Annotated in this window: 15 protein-coding genes; 11 read left to right on the top strand and 4 right to left on the bottom strand. The window is 48.1% G+C overall.

What is annotated here, in order from left to right:
- Positions 1–245 precede the first annotated feature (245 nt).
- From C1A02_RS05655 to C1A02_RS05640, 4 genes are all read left to right on the top strand, one after another.
- On the top strand, positions 246–920 hold the full coding sequence (locus C1A02_RS05655) for an ABC transporter ATP-binding protein (RefSeq protein WP_101697233.1): 675 nt from the start codon (positions 246–248) through the stop codon (positions 918–920).
- Between the two features lie 86 nt (positions 921–1006).
- Positions 1007–1258 carry a hypothetical protein gene (locus C1A02_RS05650; RefSeq protein ID WP_101697232.1) on the top strand — a complete coding sequence of 84 codons (252 nt, stop codon included), beginning with the start codon at positions 1007–1009 and terminating at the stop codon, positions 1256–1258.
- A gap of 142 nt (positions 1259–1400) precedes the next feature.
- On the top strand, positions 1401–2384 hold the full coding sequence (locus C1A02_RS05645; RefSeq protein ID WP_101697494.1) for a ComEC/Rec2 family competence protein: 984 nt from the start codon (positions 1401–1403) through the stop codon (positions 2382–2384).
- Positions 2385–3156: 772 nt separating this feature from the next.
- Entirely contained in the window at positions 3157–3381 is a 225-nt protein-coding gene (locus C1A02_RS05640; protein ID WP_243577930.1) for a hypothetical protein, read from the top strand.
- Positions 3382–3411: 30 nt separating this feature from the next.
- Here the strand turns inward: C1A02_RS05640 and recQ are convergent, their stop codons facing one another.
- The 3 genes from recQ to C1A02_RS05625 all read right to left on the bottom strand — a co-directional run bounded on the left by recQ (position 3412) and on the right by C1A02_RS05625 (position 7784).
- On the bottom strand, positions 3412–5721 hold the full coding sequence (gene recQ, locus C1A02_RS05635; RefSeq protein ID WP_101697231.1) for a DNA helicase RecQ: 2310 nt from the start codon (positions 5719–5721) through the stop codon (positions 3412–3414).
- Between the two features lie 108 nt (positions 5722–5829).
- Positions 5830–6675 carry a transporter substrate-binding domain-containing protein gene (locus C1A02_RS05630; protein ID WP_101697230.1) on the bottom strand — a complete coding sequence of 282 codons (846 nt, stop codon included), beginning with the start codon at positions 6673–6675 and terminating at the stop codon, positions 5830–5832.
- Between the two features lie 170 nt (positions 6676–6845).
- Positions 6846–7784, bottom strand: coding sequence for a hypothetical protein (locus C1A02_RS05625; protein ID WP_101697229.1), 939 nt, complete (start codon positions 7782–7784; stop codon positions 6846–6848).
- A gap of 285 nt (positions 7785–8069) precedes the next feature.
- On the opposite strand from C1A02_RS05625, the gene C1A02_RS05620 reads away from it, so the two are divergent.
- Genes C1A02_RS05620 through C1A02_RS05605 form a run of 4 tightly spaced genes read left to right on the top strand, consistent with a single transcriptional unit; the run spans position 8070 to position 11155 of the window.
- Positions 8070–8696 (top strand): hypothetical protein, encoded by a 627-nt coding sequence (locus C1A02_RS05620; RefSeq protein ID WP_101697228.1) that lies wholly within the window; start codon positions 8070–8072, stop codon positions 8694–8696.
- On the top strand, positions 8693–9451 hold the full coding sequence (locus C1A02_RS05615; RefSeq protein WP_101697227.1) for an ABC transporter permease: 759 nt from the start codon (positions 8693–8695) through the stop codon (positions 9449–9451). Before C1A02_RS05620 ends, C1A02_RS05615 begins: the two co-directional genes overlap by 4 nt.
- 1 nt (position 9452) lies before the next feature.
- The gene (locus C1A02_RS05610; protein WP_370737788.1) at positions 9453–10151 is read left to right on the top strand and encodes an ABC transporter ATP-binding protein; all 699 of its coding nucleotides are present in this window, start codon (positions 9453–9455) and stop codon (positions 10149–10151) included.
- 5 nt (positions 10152–10156) lie between these two features.
- On the top strand, positions 10157–11155 hold the full coding sequence (locus C1A02_RS05605) for an ABC transporter substrate-binding protein (protein WP_101697225.1): 999 nt from the start codon (positions 10157–10159) through the stop codon (positions 11153–11155).
- Between the two features lie 88 nt (positions 11156–11243).
- Here C1A02_RS05605 and C1A02_RS05600 read toward each other — a convergent pair whose 3' ends face one another.
- Positions 11244–12119, bottom strand: a complete 876-nt coding sequence (locus C1A02_RS05600; RefSeq protein ID WP_101697224.1) for an NAD(P)/FAD-dependent oxidoreductase — start codon at positions 12117–12119, stop codon at positions 11244–11246.
- Between the two features lie 232 nt (positions 12120–12351).
- On the opposite strand from C1A02_RS05600, the gene ygiD reads away from it, so the two are divergent.
- From ygiD to C1A02_RS05585, 3 genes are all read left to right on the top strand, one after another.
- Entirely contained in the window at positions 12352–13122 is a 771-nt protein-coding gene (ygiD, locus tag C1A02_RS05595) for a 4,5-DOPA-extradiol-dioxygenase (protein WP_101697223.1), read from the top strand.
- A 51-nt stretch (positions 13123–13173) separates the two neighbouring features.
- Positions 13174–13725, top strand: a complete 552-nt coding sequence (locus tag C1A02_RS05590) for an NADPH-dependent FMN reductase (protein WP_101697222.1) — start codon at positions 13174–13176, stop codon at positions 13723–13725.
- A gap of 71 nt (positions 13726–13796) precedes the next feature.
- Positions 13797–14336 (top strand): HD domain-containing protein, encoded by a 540-nt coding sequence (locus tag C1A02_RS05585; protein ID WP_101697221.1) that lies wholly within the window; start codon positions 13797–13799, stop codon positions 14334–14336.
- Positions 14337–14410 lie beyond the last annotated feature (74 nt).

Here is a 14410-nt window from a genome sequence, read left to right as displayed (position 1 = left end):
CGCTGGCCGGGGCAGGCCCTCGCTTTCTTGCAAAAAGAAAGTGGGAAAAGATTCGCCAAGGCTCCGCCTTTGGAACCCGTTTAAAATCAAGGTAAGACGAAAGTCTGGTGTAAGGCGCCGCTTAATCGTGGATGGCGCACTCGCTAAAGTTATTATAGGATAAAGCACCGGGAAAGTAAATCGCTGTTTTGGTTGGCTTATAATTTTACAGGGGCGGAACAAAATAGAAGCAAGGGGGAATGAGTATGGATTTGATACGGATTGAAGGAATTGAAAAACGGTACCAAAGCGGAGAAGGGGAAGTTTGGGCACTGGATCATGTGAACCTCACCATTGATCAAGGCGAGTTTTTGGCCATTGTGGGGCCGTCGGGATCAGGAAAATCGACTTTGATGAATGTGCTGGGCTGTTTAGATCTGCCAACCGGGGGCGCCTACTATTTAAAAGGGGAAAACGTGGCACAAATGACAGAAGACAAGCTTTCTAAAATCCGCAATACCGAAATCGGGTTTGTGTTTCAGGGATTTAATTTAATTCCGACGTTAGACGCACTGGAAAACGTCGAGCTGCCCTTGGTTTACCGGCGTATCAGCCGGGCAGAACGCCGCCAATTAAGCGAAGAAGCGTTGGTTCGGGTGGGGCTTTCGGATCGCATGCGGCACCGCCCCAGCCAGATGAGCGGCGGCCAGCAGCAGCGAGTGGCCATTGCAAGAGCCATTGCGGCGCATCCGCCGGTCATTTTGGCAGACGAGCCCACCGGGAATCTGGATTCGAAATCGGGGCAGGAAGTGATGCAGGTGTTACAGGAGCTTAACGAAGAAGGAAAAACCATTATCTTGATTACGCACGACGATAAAATTGCGTCCACCGCGCGCAGGCGAATCCGCTTGCAGGATGGAAAAATTGTAGAAATCCGCTAAAATACAATGATTGACAAATAGAGCGAAACTGCTATAATATTCTTAAATAGTACCATGATCCTTATCCTGAATGGGGGAATCTGTCAATGGGAAAATCTGTATTGGAATTACATGATTTAGATGTTCCGGGGTTTCTGCGAGTTTTAGAAAAATGTCAGGGCAATGTGTTTTTGGTAACCCGAGAAGGGGATCGGCTCAATTTGCGCAGCAAATTGTGTCAGTTAGTGGGGCTAACTCATTTGATCGAGGGCGGCAAAATAGCGGAAGCTTTTTTGGAATGCGAAGATCCAGAGGACGAAACGATGCTGTTTCGCTATAATTTGTTTCAAAAATCTTAAAGGTGCAAATCTGATATAATTGAAAAAGCCGCTCAAACCGAGCGGCTTTGGACTATCTAAAAGAAACGGTTTGATGATCCGCATTTTGAATACATGCATGACTTACAAAAACAGAAGCCGCTCCTGGTGGGCGGTTTTTTCATTGAAAGGGTTGTTTTATATCACACGGCGAAAAAAACTTTCTGCTCCGGCGGTTATCGCAGCACTGATTCTGATTTTGGCCAGCTGGTTTTTTTCCTCTGAGCAGAACATGCAAATCTGGAACACAGGGATCCCATCGGGAGATTTTATCAGTGATTCCCGACAGGTGTCGGTCTATTATCTGGATGTGGGGCAAGGGGACAGCGAACTGATTCGCTTGCCCAATGGAGAAAACATCCTGATAGACGCGGGGCTTTCTGGCGGTGCGCAAAAGTTGACTTCGTATCTGCACCAGTTGGGTGTCAGCCGGATTGATTATTTGATTGCCACGCATCCCCACGCCGACCACATCGGCGGCATGGCCCAAGTGATTCAGGACTTAGAAATTGGCAAAGTGTATCTTCCCCGTGTGGCGGATGATCAGGTTCCCACCACCCGCACCTATGAAAAAATGCTGGATGCGGCGTCAGAAAAAGAGCTGCGGCTTACCCAAGGCAAAGCGGGCATGACCATTGTGGACGAAGAGGACGTGCGTTTGGAATTTTTGGCCCCGCAAAAGGAAGAATATGATAATTTAAATAATTATTCTATTGTGGTCAAGCTGACGTTTGGGGAAAAAAGCTTCTTATTTACCGGTGATGCAGAAAAAGAAATTGAACGCGAAATGATAGAAAAATATCCGGATTTGCACTGTGATGTGCTCAAAGTGGGGCATCATGGCAGCAACAGTTCCAGCACCGCTGTGTTTTTAAAAGAGGTTGCGCCGGAATACGGGATTATCTCTTGCGGGGTTGATAATGACTACGGCCACCCTCATTCAGAGGTAATGAACCGGCTGGAAAAGGCGGGCGTAAAGGTCTATCGTACCGATTTGCAGGGAACCATTGTGTTCCGCACAGACGGCAAACGGCTTTCGGCGCAAATGAATCTGCCTTCTTTAGCATCCGATTCTTCCCCAAAAGGGAACAGCGCAAAAGCATCTTAAAGAGATCAAAAAGGCACTCTGCTTCCATTTGAAGCAGAGTGCCTTTTTCTTTCCTGTGTATGTTTAGAACAAACTGATTTAAAAACATCATATTTTTGATATTCTTCGTTAAAACAGGCTCTTCCAACGGTTTGGAAAGAATCTGTTTTCATTTTCAACGATTTTAATTTATCCGTTTGGTGTTCCTGTTCTATGTCTTAAAAAAGAGGATGCTTTTCCCATTTCGGCCTGGTCAGTTCTTTTTCTTCTCGAAGAAGCCGGATACGCTCATATTTCATATAGTTACCCTTTACTTTAAAAATAAAGATTGACTTTTTGTCCTGACAATTATATGGTATATATTGTCAGGACAAAAAGTGAGGTGATGATTTGAGTCCACGCACAGGTCGACCTCCATCCGGAAATACACGGCAGAAAAAAGTAGAAACGAGAATGACAGAGAAAGAACTTGAAAAACTGGATTACTGCTGTGAAATAACAAAGATGTCGAGGTCAGAGGTAATACGGGCTGGTATTGAATCTATCTATACCAATTTGTATAAACCTAAGGAAAAATGAAAAGAAGCGACGTATCCCACAAAAGATAACCGCCGCTTCCTCAAACCCGTCAGATGCCAAAAGGCAAACATACGGTGTAAATAGTTTATCATACACTGTTGTGTCTTTCAAGGCTCTATGGGACAACCAATCACTTAGAAAGGATAGTGTATTATGATCATTCGGCAATTAAAATCTCACCAGTATGAGCGGCTTTTTCAGCAGCTGGCGCAGTATGCTCAGGCAGAGCCGATGTCGGCCAGTTGTGCCCCTTTGCATCAACCGAATAGAATATCAGTTGAAAGTACAGCCGGAACGCCACTGCAAAATGGCGGCTTTGCAGGCAGTTCGGATTCACCGCAATAAAGAAGGCCGCCAATATGAGCTGATTCTGGATGCAGCGATGCTGCAAGCCCTGCTGGAAATTCTGATACGCCAGGGCCTGCATAACCGAACATAGACAAAAATCCCCCCACAGAAAACGGGATGATTAGCCGGTGAAAGCTCCTGCTTTATCGGCTTTTTCCCATTCTATGGCTGTTCCTTTAAAAAGGGAGGGCAAGTGATTCACAATCAAACGCTGTAAATGGGGTGGATAAAGATTAATCCGATAAGTGGTTCCATCTGGTTTGGAACGTTCCTCTTGAATCATTCCCACTTTTTCACCCAGTTGGGTGGGCTCTTTGTTTTGTGTTTCACTTTGCGGGGGAATCTGTAACAATCCCGCCGCCAGCAATCGATCGGATAAATGGATGGCGGATATTTTTTCATAGCCATGTTCTGAAAAAACGGAATTGATGCTTTTGGCAAACTGGCTGATACCGATTGGCTCTTCTGAAAGAGCTATTTGAGAAAGCAAATTGTTTTGTTCGGGTGAGTCCGCCAGTTCGGCCAGCGGCAACAAGGATTCTTCTTTCCGTTTGGATTTGGAACGGGAAGAAGATGGCTTGTCTGCCGAATCGGTATCGGCTGATGGATTCTTTTTTCGTTCCACAGCATCTTCTTGCAGCAGTGCTAAAAAGGGCTTCCCATAGCGCCACAGCTTCATTTCGCCCACACCGGAAATCTGTAAAAACTGCCGTTGTGTCAGCGGCTTTTGCCGGCACATATCCGAAAGCGTTTGGTTAGAGAAGACCACATAAGCCGGTACGTTTTGTGAGCCAGCAATTTGCTGGCGAAGCTGGGTCAGTTTGGAAAGCAGCTGCTGATCCAAAGCAGATAAAGCGGCAGAGCCGGGATCTTTGGCATCCGGTGTCGGAAGCGTTTCTTGCTCCACCTTTCGATGCAGTGTTGTACCGCCGGTTAACACTTCCTTTGCCGCCGGGCCCAGCCCTAAAGCAGCGTTAGAATTTTTGACCAGACAATCCATTTGCAGCAGGTATTCGATGGTGGTGTCCAGCGCATGGCGGTCTTTATCCCAAATCCCATAGGTTGAAAGCTTTTCCAGCCCCAGTTCCGATATGGTTTCGCTTGGCTGACCCAGCAGCACATCCGCTACCACATCGGCGCCGTAATGCCCTCTCATACGGGCGACGCAAGAAAGAATCTTTTGTGCGTCTATAGTGATGTCTATCGTTTCAAGTTTTGTGTGGCAATTGCCGCAATTGTTGCAGTGCTGGGGCGGTTTTTCTCCGAAGTATTTTAGGATGAATCCACGCAGGCAACTGCCGGTGTTACAATAGAAGGTCATGTCCCGAAGGCGCTTTTTATCTCGTTCTTTTATGAGTTCTTCGGTGTCGGGGTCAGAGGATTCCGATTTTTTCGCATTTTCAATCATCCATAAGTTCATGCCGTAATCCTGTTTGCTGTAAAGCAAAAGGCAGTCGGCCAAGCTGCCGTCCCGCCCGGCCCGTCCGGCTTCCTGATAATAGCTTTCGATGTCTTTTGGCATATTGTAATGCACCACAAAAGATACGTTTGATTTGTCAATTCCCATTCCAAACGCATTGGTGGCCACCATAATTTGAACACGGTCATATAAAAAGTCATCTTGATTCTTGCGGCGTTCCCGGTCAGAGAGCCCCGCGTGATAGCGCGAAGCGGAGAACCCCTTGTCATTGAGCGCATCACAGACCGATTCTACCGTGGATCGGGTCGAGCAGTACACGATGCCGCTTTTCTCTTTTTTATTCTCTAAAAAGGCTGTCAGAGCACTCATTTTATTCTGAGGTGACTGCACTTCAAAATAAAGATTTTCGCGGTCAAAGCCTGTAATCAGCTGTTCCGGATTCTGCAATTGCAGCAAAGAGGCAATGTCTTCGCGAACGCGGGGTGTTGCAGTCGCCGTAAAAGCAGATACGACGGGGCGCTGCGGCAAAGCCGCAATAAATTCCGGAATCCGCGCATAGCTCGGCCGAAAATCCTGCCCCCACTGCGAGATACAGTGCGCCTCATCCACGGTGAGCATAGAAATGGGGGAGCTTTGCGCAAACTGTAAAAATTCCGGCACCAGCAGACGCTCGGGCGCCACATAAATAATTTTGTATGTACCGTTTCGCGCGTTCTCAAGTGCCAGCTCGGTTTGCCGGTAAGTCAGCGATGAATTGATAAAGGCTGCCGGAATGCCAACCTGCAAAAGCGTTTCTACCTGATCTTTCATCAGTGAAATCAGCGGCGAAATCACCAGCGTTATTCCGGGCATCAAAGTGGCAGGCACCTGAAAACAAATGGATTTCCCTGCGCCGGTCGGCATAATTCCCAACACATCTTTGCCTTGCAGAATGGCTTCAATCAGCTGTTCCTGCCCGCTGCGGAAGTGATCGTACCCAAAATGCTTTTTCAAAACGCTGTGGATTGTCATATGGTTCCCTCCATTCTTTTCTGGCTGGGGCAAAATAAAAAAGCCGCCGGTTTCAACAAACCGACGGCTTGAGAGATGCATGATGAGCAAAGGCTTGTCCTTTTTTCGTTATAACGAAGAGGATGCAGAGGACAGGTCTGTCCCAAACCATTTTTTCGAAAGCTTTGTGATGGTTCCGTCATCTGAAAGCTCGTTGAGGGCTTCCTGAATCTTCAAGGTTAAGCTTTCATCGGATTGCCGGAAAGCAACAGAATAGTCACCGGTTTCCAGTGTTTCCGGGGGTTCGTTTGAGTTTTTGCCAAGAATACGGTACCGCTCGGGGGATTGTTTCAAATAATATTCAGCAGACACCTCGTCCATAATAACGGCGCTGATTTTCTTGTTATCCAAAGAAGTTTTTGCCTGAACATAATCCCGATAGGTTCCCAGTTCCCCTAAACAGCTTTTGAATGTGGTAGAAGCTTCCACGGCTTTTTGGCCGCCGGAACCTTCTTTCACGCCGACCCTCTGGCCTTTTAAATCTGCCAGATTATTAAGGGGGGCGTCTGCCAAAGCGAAAATCACCTGACTGCTTTTCATATAACCAAAGGTTAGGTTGGCAGCTTCGCTATCTTGTGTGGCTTTGCTGTAATTGCTCCAGAAGCAATCAATTTCACCGTTGCTCAAGGAATCCTGAGCACTGCAGGGCTGGATTGTCTTAAACTCTACTGCTACGCCCAGTTCTTTTCCTACTTCCCGGGCAGTTTCCACAGCAAACCCCGTCAAGTTGCCTTCTTTGTCATAAAAAGACAGGGGTTCAAAATTTTCTTCCACACCTACCACAAGCGTGTCTTTCGAGCGTATGGTGTTCCAGGACGGATCCGTGGGCGACGAGCTGGAGCTTCTGCCAGAGCAGCCGACCAGGGAAAAACTGAAGGCACACACAAGCAGCAGGGCTGAAAGTGTTTTTCTCATATTAAGATTCTCCTCTTGGAATATCTTTTCGGTAATGGTTAAAATTCATTCATTAATGTAACAGAATTGTAATTAGTTTAACCGAAAAGGTTCAAAAGGTAAAGCAAAATGCCATAGTTTTTACAAATTGTTCATGAATTGGTCATAAATAAAACCAAAATTATGCAATTTTATGGTCGATTTGGGTCAGAGTCGTCCGAAGGAATGTTCTTAAAGAACTTATCCCAGTCAAAACCATCCCGATCCGGGCCGGGGGTTCTGCCCGAGCTGATATCGGTAAATTGACCGGAAGGCAATTGCGCAGAATCGGCGTCTGCTTTGGGTGTTTCCGGTGCTTGTGCTTCAGGTTTCGGTTGAGGTTGAGGTGCAGGTGCCGGAGTGCCGGAAGTGCTTTGCGAACTCAGCTTTTGCGGCGGATTATTTTTTTTTACCGGTAAAGTTGAGATGGCGGGCAGCGGGCCGGTAGCAGTAGACGGGCGCCGTTTGCGCACGATGAACTGCCGATAAACGAACAGTAACACACCAGCCAGACCAAGAAGAATCAGAGCAATACCGCCTAAAAACAGGCTGGAAATACCGCCGGAACTGCTGTTGCTGTCTTCTTCCCGCAGAAATCCATCCGTGCTGGGCAGACTGCTGGCAGAGCCGGAAAGCAAGCCGTTTAAATCTTCGTTGCTAAAATCGGTGGGCTTTCGGCTGTCTTCCGAAACAGAAGCCACACCTTTGGGCGGTGCTACCGGAGTGCTTTTAGAAGAAGAGGGCTGCCGGCTTTGGTTATTATTGTTTTGCGGCTTTTTAGAACTGACGGAACTGCTGGGTTCCTCATTTGGCTCGGAAACACTGCTGGATGGTGTTTCCGGTTCCGAAGGCTCAACAGAAGAGGAAGGCGTTTCCGGATCGGTTTGACTGGGAGTTTCGCTGCTGGGTGGCGGTGGTTCCACATCACTGGGTACAGGATCTACCCCGGTTTGTCCGGTGGTGATGTTGGCTCCGGCCGGCGGCATCTCCCCAGTGGTTGCAAAAACATTGGTGGTTAATACAGAAAAACACAACACAACGGCGGCGGAAAGTGCCAAATATCTACCCTGTTTGTTGGATGATGTACTCATAAATTAAAAGCCTCCGGTCGATAAAAGTTTCTAAACACAAATTGAATTTATCATAGCACAAAAGGGGAAAAAAATACAACCTGGAATTCATGAACGGATTTAAAATTATTCTTGGCTGAATTTCGTTGAAAACTCATCATTGGTACGAGGGGCTCTTGTTAAGAAAAACGTGTGCCCAGCTGGATTTTTCATGAAATTTAAATGTTTGACAGAAAGTTGACAGGAAAGAATTGGTTTGTTATACTTTTAGTTAGTTAACCCTAACGATTTTAGGAGGCATAGGCGGTGAAACAATTTGTTTGGCTCAATCCGGTATCAATGGCCATGTATGGAGGGCCGCAATTGCTGGAACAACTGATTAAAAAAGGGTTTGAACCGGTGGAGTGCCAGGTGGATCACATCGCCGCTGTCCGGGAAAAATACCGGCAGGCGGTTCGCGGCGCAAATGGCTGTGTGGCAGATGTGCGATGTCCCCTGGCCGTGGCTTACATAAAGGAACGGTATGCTCCGGATTTTTTGGAATACCCCGCGATTGAGCCGATTTTGCTGCATTGCGCCAGAGAATTGCAGCGGGAATTTTCAGGGCAGGGGACGCTGATCATCACCACGCCCTGCCAATCACTGAAAGAATTGGGCGCCGGGCTAAAACTGCCTGAAACTGAGTTTTGTACTTTTTTAGAACTGGCGGCTAAAGCTGGGATTTCCCTTAGAAAAAAAGATCTGGAGGAAAGTCCGATTCCACCGGGGTTTTTTCAAGAGTTCGGCGATGTGATTCAAGTGCTGGACAGCCGGGATAAAATTGACCGCTATTTTTCCGGCGAATCCGCCCGGGGAAGAGAGCGGCTGCTGGAGCTGTTATATTGTGCCGGCGGCTGCCACCGGGGCGACGGGGTACAGGGGGCCAAAACATGAAAGATAAGTTAAAGGCCATTTTGCCGCTGGCTGTTTTACTGGCGCTTTGGCAGGCAGCGGCATCTGCGGGAATTTGGAGCGAATATGTTCTTCCCAGTCCCCAGCGGGTGTTTTTTGCCGGTTGGAACATGGCACAGACCGGTGTTCTTCTAAAGCATATTCTGGTCAGTTTGGGCCGGGTTCTGACGGGATTTTCCATTGCCTTTGTGTTGGCGTTTTTGTTGGGTGTTCTGGCGGGCCTGCGACCCAAATCTGCGGTGTATTACAACCATATTGTGGAGTTTTTGCGTAATGTGCCGCCCCTTAGCCTGATTGCCCTTTTGATTCTTTGGTTTGGAATCGGGGAAACCTCTAAAATCATTATCATTGTGCTGGCCTCCTTTTTCCCGATGTTTTTAAACATTAAAAAAGGGTTGGCTTCCTGTGACTCCAAGCTGATTGAGGTGGGGCATTCCCTGAATTTTACCGAAGGGCAGATTTTTTGGCGCATTCTGCTGCCCAGCGCTTTGCCGGATGTTTTGGTGGGGATGCGTGTGGGGCTTGGCTACAGCTGGCGCGCGATTATCGGCGCCGAGATGATTGCTGCCGCCAGCGGATTGGGCTATCTCATTTTGGATGCCCAGCAGATGTCCCGGTCGGACAAGGTGATTGTGGGAATTTTCGTCATTGGAATTGTGGGATATCTGTGTGACCGTCTGTTTTCGCTGGCCATTAAAAAAGCACTGCATGGGGGTGTTGGCGATAGCTGGAGCTAAAGTGGAAAATCTGTATAAAAGCTTTGAAGTGGCCGGCCGTTGGCTGCCGGTGCTTCATGGGCTGACCGCAGAGTTTCCCCAGCAGAGTATCACTGTGATTCTGGGGAAAAGCGGCTGCGGCAAAACCACACTTCTGCGGATTTTAGCCGGGTTTGAGCCGTGGGACAGCGGGCAGGTCACCGTGCCGGCTCAGGGGAAAATCGGAATGGTATTTCAAGAGCCGCGCCTGATGCCGTGGCTGACGGTCTGGAAGAATATCACCTTTGGGGTAAAAAAACCGGATGCCGAAGCGATCCATCGGCTGTTAGAGCTGACAGGGCTCACAGGGTTTCACAAGGCATACCCCTCGCAGCTTTCGGGCGGAATGCAGCAGCGGGCCGCGCTGGCAAGGGCCCTAGCCTATGACCCGAAACTGATTTTAATGGATGAGCCTTTTGCGGCACTGGATCATTTTACACGCGAGGCCATGCAGAACGAATTGATCCAAATTTATTCCCTGCAAAAAAAGTGCATTGTTTTTGTTACGCATAGCATTGACGAAGCGCTTTTAATTGGACAGAAAATTTTGATTCTGAATCAAGGTGGTGCAGCGCAGGAATATCATCTGTCCGAGTATGCTTATCCGCGGGATCTTCTTTCTCCTCAGATGATTGAGATGAAAAAAAGTATTCTTGCGGCCATCAAACAACAAAAGGAGTAAGGAATATGAAACGAGTTCTATCTGTTTTGCTGTCCGCAGTGATTGCGGCAGCTTCTTTAACCGGCTGCGGCACAGGCACCCAGAATCAGGTCGGTTCTTCTCAGCCTGCATCTTCTGTGACTGCGGAATTTACTGTAGATAAAATCGGCGTGACTTATGTAAAATCGCCGCTGAACGTTCCTTCTATTGTAGAAAAAGAAAAGGGCATCTTTACCGAGGCGTTTGCGGAATATAGCTTACCTGTGGAGTATTCCAATCTGACCGCAGGGCCGGAGCAGACTCAGGCGCTGGCCTCCGGCGACATCCAGTTTTTGTACGCGGTGGGTGCCACTTCGGTTATCCTGTCTGCTTCCAATGGGGCAGATATTAAAATTTTGAATACTTACAGCCGTTCTCCCGAAGCATTCCGCCTTTTTGCCGGAAAAGACAGCGCGATTTCTTCCGCAGCAGATTTAAAGGGTAAGAAAATCGCCGGGCCCAAGGGAACCATTCTGCATGAGCTGATGGTGTCTTATCTGGCGACGGCAGGGCTGACCGAAAAGGATGTGGAGTTTTTGTCCATGACGATTCCGGATTCTCAGGCGGCGCTGGCCGGGGGCACGATGGACTGCGCGCTTCTGGCAGGCCCTGTAGCTTATAACATGGAAAAAGACGGGTATCAAGTGGTGACCACCGGCAAAGATTTGGTGGATGCAACCATCGTTGTGGCTACCAGCCAATCGTTCTATGACAAGAATCCCCTTTTAGTCAAGCGTTTTATGGAGGCTCAGGATCAGATTCAAACGTATATCGAAGAGAACCCCGAAGAGATTTTAGAGATCGCCGCAAAAGAAACCGAACTGGACATCAGTGCGGTGAAAGAAATGTACCCGATGTATGATTTCAGCACAAAGATTACCGAAGCGGATATTACCTCTATGAAAAATACCGAACGCTTTATGAAAGAAAACGGCATGATCGAAAATGATGTGGATATCGACAGCCTGATTTTAAAAATAGAATAATTATGCTACAATCAAAAAGACCGTCAAGCCGAATCTTCGGCCTGACAGTCTTTTTTTATTTGCTTTATTGGGCTTTAGATGGCAAGGCCTAGACCTTTGCGGCCTTAGCTGCGGCACGAACGAATTTAATCGCTTCTGTGCCTGCCTTTGCGCCTTCATACACTGCTTTGGCAATCTGAAGCAGGCCGCCTGTGCAGTCCCCGGCGGCATAAAGCCCCGGAATATTGGTGGACATATTCTCATCCACCACAATTTTATTGTTATCTACCTCTGCCCCCAGTTTACGGGCCAAGTCGGTGCTTCCGGCCACACCCATGGCAACGAACACCCCTTCGGCGTTCAGGGAAGAACCATCTTGGAATCGAACCTGATTGAGCACCGGATCTCCATCCAAAGAATGAATTTCTTTGGTGCAAAGTTGAATTCCTTCGGGAACCGAGGCCAGCATTTTTTTGCCGTTGGTCAATACTGTCACAGATTTAGAGGTATTTAACAGCTCCAGCGCTTCATGAATCGCATAGTCCCCGTTGCCCAGAACAGCGACTTCTTTGCCGCGATAGAAAAAACCGTCGCAAACCGCGCAGTAGCTGACTCCGTGACCTTCTAATTCCTGTAATCCTTTGATGCGGGGGGCAGACCGGGTGGAACCGGTGGCTAAAATCAAAGCGTCGGCCGGGTATTCTCCGCCGGTGGTTTTGACAATCAGGCGTCCATCATAAGAGATGCCCACTACTTCGTCTTCCACAAAATCCGCTCCCAGGCGTTTGGCCTGCTCGATTCCGGTCTGCACCAGATTACTGCCGGAAATCGGATCGGGAAAGCCATAGTAATTTTCAATCTTATCCACTTTTCCGAGAGTTCCGTTGTCTTTTCCAATCACCGTTGTGGAAATTCCGGCGCGCAGGGTGTAAAGCGCGGCAGATATCCCTGCGGGCCCTCTGCCAACAATCACTATGTTTGCCATTGATGTGCCTCTCCTTCTCCAATTCATTTGCTATTCTTTTCTAGTATATCATTTTTTTATGAAAATGTATCGTGATTTAGTTACATTCCCGGGAATGGTAACAGAAAGCATCAAATCAAAGGGAAGTGGAAGGTAAAAAACTGTTTGGAATCACAGTGGTTTTCCAAAAATAATCAGTATATAATAAGGGTGAAAACGGGTGAAAGGGATCATGCCTGTTAGGAGGGAAAATATGTCAGAACGGATGCCCGCACTGTTTGTGGGACATGGCTCCCCAATGAATGCGGTAGAAAGCAACAGTTACACAAAAAAGTGGGAAGAAATCGGGCAGCAGCTGCCCCGCCCCAAGGCCATTTTAATGGTGTCGGCCCATTGGTACACCCATGGAACCAGAATCACGAACGAAAAAACTCCCCGAATGGTCTATGACATGTACGGATTCCCAGAAGAACTGTATCGGGTCAAATATCCTTGTCCCGGTTCGCCGGAATTGGCTCTGAATACGGCAAAGCTGCTTTCGGTTCCGGTTCAGGTGGACAACAGCTGGGGGTTGGATCACGGTGCGTGGTCGGTTTTAAGCCGAATGTTTCCCGAAGCGGACATTCCCGTGGTGCAGCTCAGTGTGGATGGAACCGCACCGGCTCACATGCATTTTCAAATCGGCCGGGAACTTTCTTCGCTGCGCGATGAGGGGATTATGATTATGGGCAGCGGAAATGTGGTACATAATCTGGCAAGAATCAGCTGGCAGCAGGAAAGCGGGTTTTCTTGGGCAGAGGAATTTGACAGCTATATCCGAATGAAAATAGAACAACAGAAATATCAGGATGTGGTGGATTACGAAAAGGCAGGCGCTTCGGCCAAACTGGCTTTTCCCACACCGGATCATTTTTATCCGCTTTTGTATGTTCTGGGTGCAGCCCAAGAGGCGGATCAGCTGACGGTGTTTAATTCGGAATGCCTGATGGGCTCTATGTCAATGACGGGATATCTTTTACAATAATATATTTAGGCGTGTGAAGAACATACCGGGAAACAGAAAGGAGCATTTTATATGAATACGATTAAAATTGTTGGCTTGACAGGCAGCCTTCGCAAAGCTTCTTACAACAAGGGGGCACTCGAAGCTGCCCAAACGCTTGTGCCCCAGGGGGCAGAGCTGGAAATTCTGGATTTATCCGCAATTCCATTTTTCAATCAGGATTTGGAAGGCGGCGAACTGCCTGCGGCGGTAACCGAGTTTAAAGAGAAAATCGCTCAGGCTGACGCTTTGCTGATCGCCACCCCGGAGTATAACTACTCGATTCCTCCTGTGCTGAAAAACGCTTTGGACTGGGCGTCCCGGGATAAATCGGCCCCCTTGGCCGGAAAACCCACCGCGTTGTTCAGTGTGTCCAGCAGTCAGCTTGGGGGAGCGCGGGTGCAGTATCATCTGCGCCAGTTTGGTGTTGCGCTGAACTTAAAGCTTTTAAATCGCCCCGAGGTTTTTATCGGAATGGCCGGGGAAAAATTTGATGAGAACGGCAATTTGTTGGACGAAGAAACCAAAAAGCGTTTGACAGTGCTGCTGAATGCTTTGGTAAACCTTGTGAAGGAAGGAAAATAATCCTTTTTATTCGATGCAAACAACAAGAAAGTGGAAACACGGTATTTGGAACAGGTGGTGACAGATTGCGTATGCAGCAAAGAAAACAGTCGTTGCCGGGGCGCGCCAAAAGCCTGCGTCTTAAGCTGACAGAGCAGGAGCAAGAATTGTTCAGACAGCATGCAGAGCCGCTTTTGGCTCATCCTCAGGTGCTGGAAATGGAACAGTTTGTTCAGCATGGCTCTGTCAGTTGTTTGGAACACAGCATAGCGGTAGCAGAGCTTAGCTTTCTTGTTTGCCGGCGGCTGGGGGTGCGGGCAGATGTACCAAGTTTAGTTCGGGGTGCGCTGCTGCATGATTTTTTTCTGTATGACTGGCACGAAAAACAGGATCGCACAGGGCTGCACGGTTTTACGCATCCTTATACGGCTCTGAAAAACGCGGAGCGGCTATTTTCGCTCAATGATTTAGAGCGGGATATTATTGTAAAACACATGTGGCCGCTGACCTGGAAACGTCCCCGATACCGGGAATCTGTTCTGGTTTGCATGGCAGACAAATGTTGCTCTTTGTGGGAAACTTTCTTTTGCCGTTTGCCGCAAAAGGGAAAGAATTCAATCGGGATCGAGTGAACCCAAAAATCGTATTACCGTTTTTGAACCTTGGTGTGCTATACCGAAACTTTTAGAAAGCAGCACACCGGTTG

The sequence above is a fragment of the Clostridium minihomine genome (genome assembly GCF_900240385.1).
Taxonomy (GTDB): Bacteria; Bacillota; Clostridia; order Oscillospirales; family Acutalibacteraceae; genus Faecalispora; species Faecalispora minihomine.
Note: the sequence above shows the minus strand (reverse complement) of the source record. Positions and strands in the feature narration are given on the sequence as shown.

Coding starts and splice junctions, on each gene's coding strand:
- C1A02_RS05655 (WP_101697233.1), top strand. CDS start 246: ATGGATTTGATACGGATTGAAGGAATTGAAAAACGGTACCAAAGCGGA.
- C1A02_RS05650 (WP_101697232.1), top strand. CDS start 1,007: ATGGGAAAATCTGTATTGGAATTACATGATTTAGATGTTCCGGGGTTT.
- C1A02_RS05640 (WP_243577930.1), top strand. CDS start 3,157: ATGCTCAGGCAGAGCCGATGTCGGCCAGTTGTGCCCCTTTGCATCAAC.
- recQ (WP_101697231.1), bottom strand. CDS start 5,721: ATGACAATCCACAGCGTTTTGAAAAAGCATTTTGGGTACGATCACTTC.
- C1A02_RS05630 (WP_101697230.1), bottom strand. CDS start 6,675: ATGAGAAAAACACTTTCAGCCCTGCTGCTTGTGTGTGCCTTCAGTTTT.
- C1A02_RS05625 (WP_101697229.1), bottom strand. CDS start 7,784: ATGAGTACATCATCCAACAAACAGGGTAGATATTTGGCACTTTCCGCC.
- C1A02_RS05615 (WP_101697227.1), top strand. CDS start 8,693: ATGAAAGATAAGTTAAAGGCCATTTTGCCGCTGGCTGTTTTACTGGCG.
- C1A02_RS05605 (WP_101697225.1), top strand. CDS start 10,157: ATGAAACGAGTTCTATCTGTTTTGCTGTCCGCAGTGATTGCGGCAGCT.
- C1A02_RS05600 (WP_101697224.1), bottom strand. CDS start 12,119: ATGGCAAACATAGTGATTGTTGGCAGAGGGCCCGCAGGGATATCTGCC.
- ygiD (WP_101697223.1), top strand. CDS start 12,352: ATGTCAGAACGGATGCCCGCACTGTTTGTGGGACATGGCTCCCCAATG.
- C1A02_RS05590 (WP_101697222.1), top strand. CDS start 13,174: ATGAATACGATTAAAATTGTTGGCTTGACAGGCAGCCTTCGCAAAGCT.
- C1A02_RS05585 (WP_101697221.1), top strand. CDS start 13,797: ATGCAGCAAAGAAAACAGTCGTTGCCGGGGCGCGCCAAAAGCCTGCGT.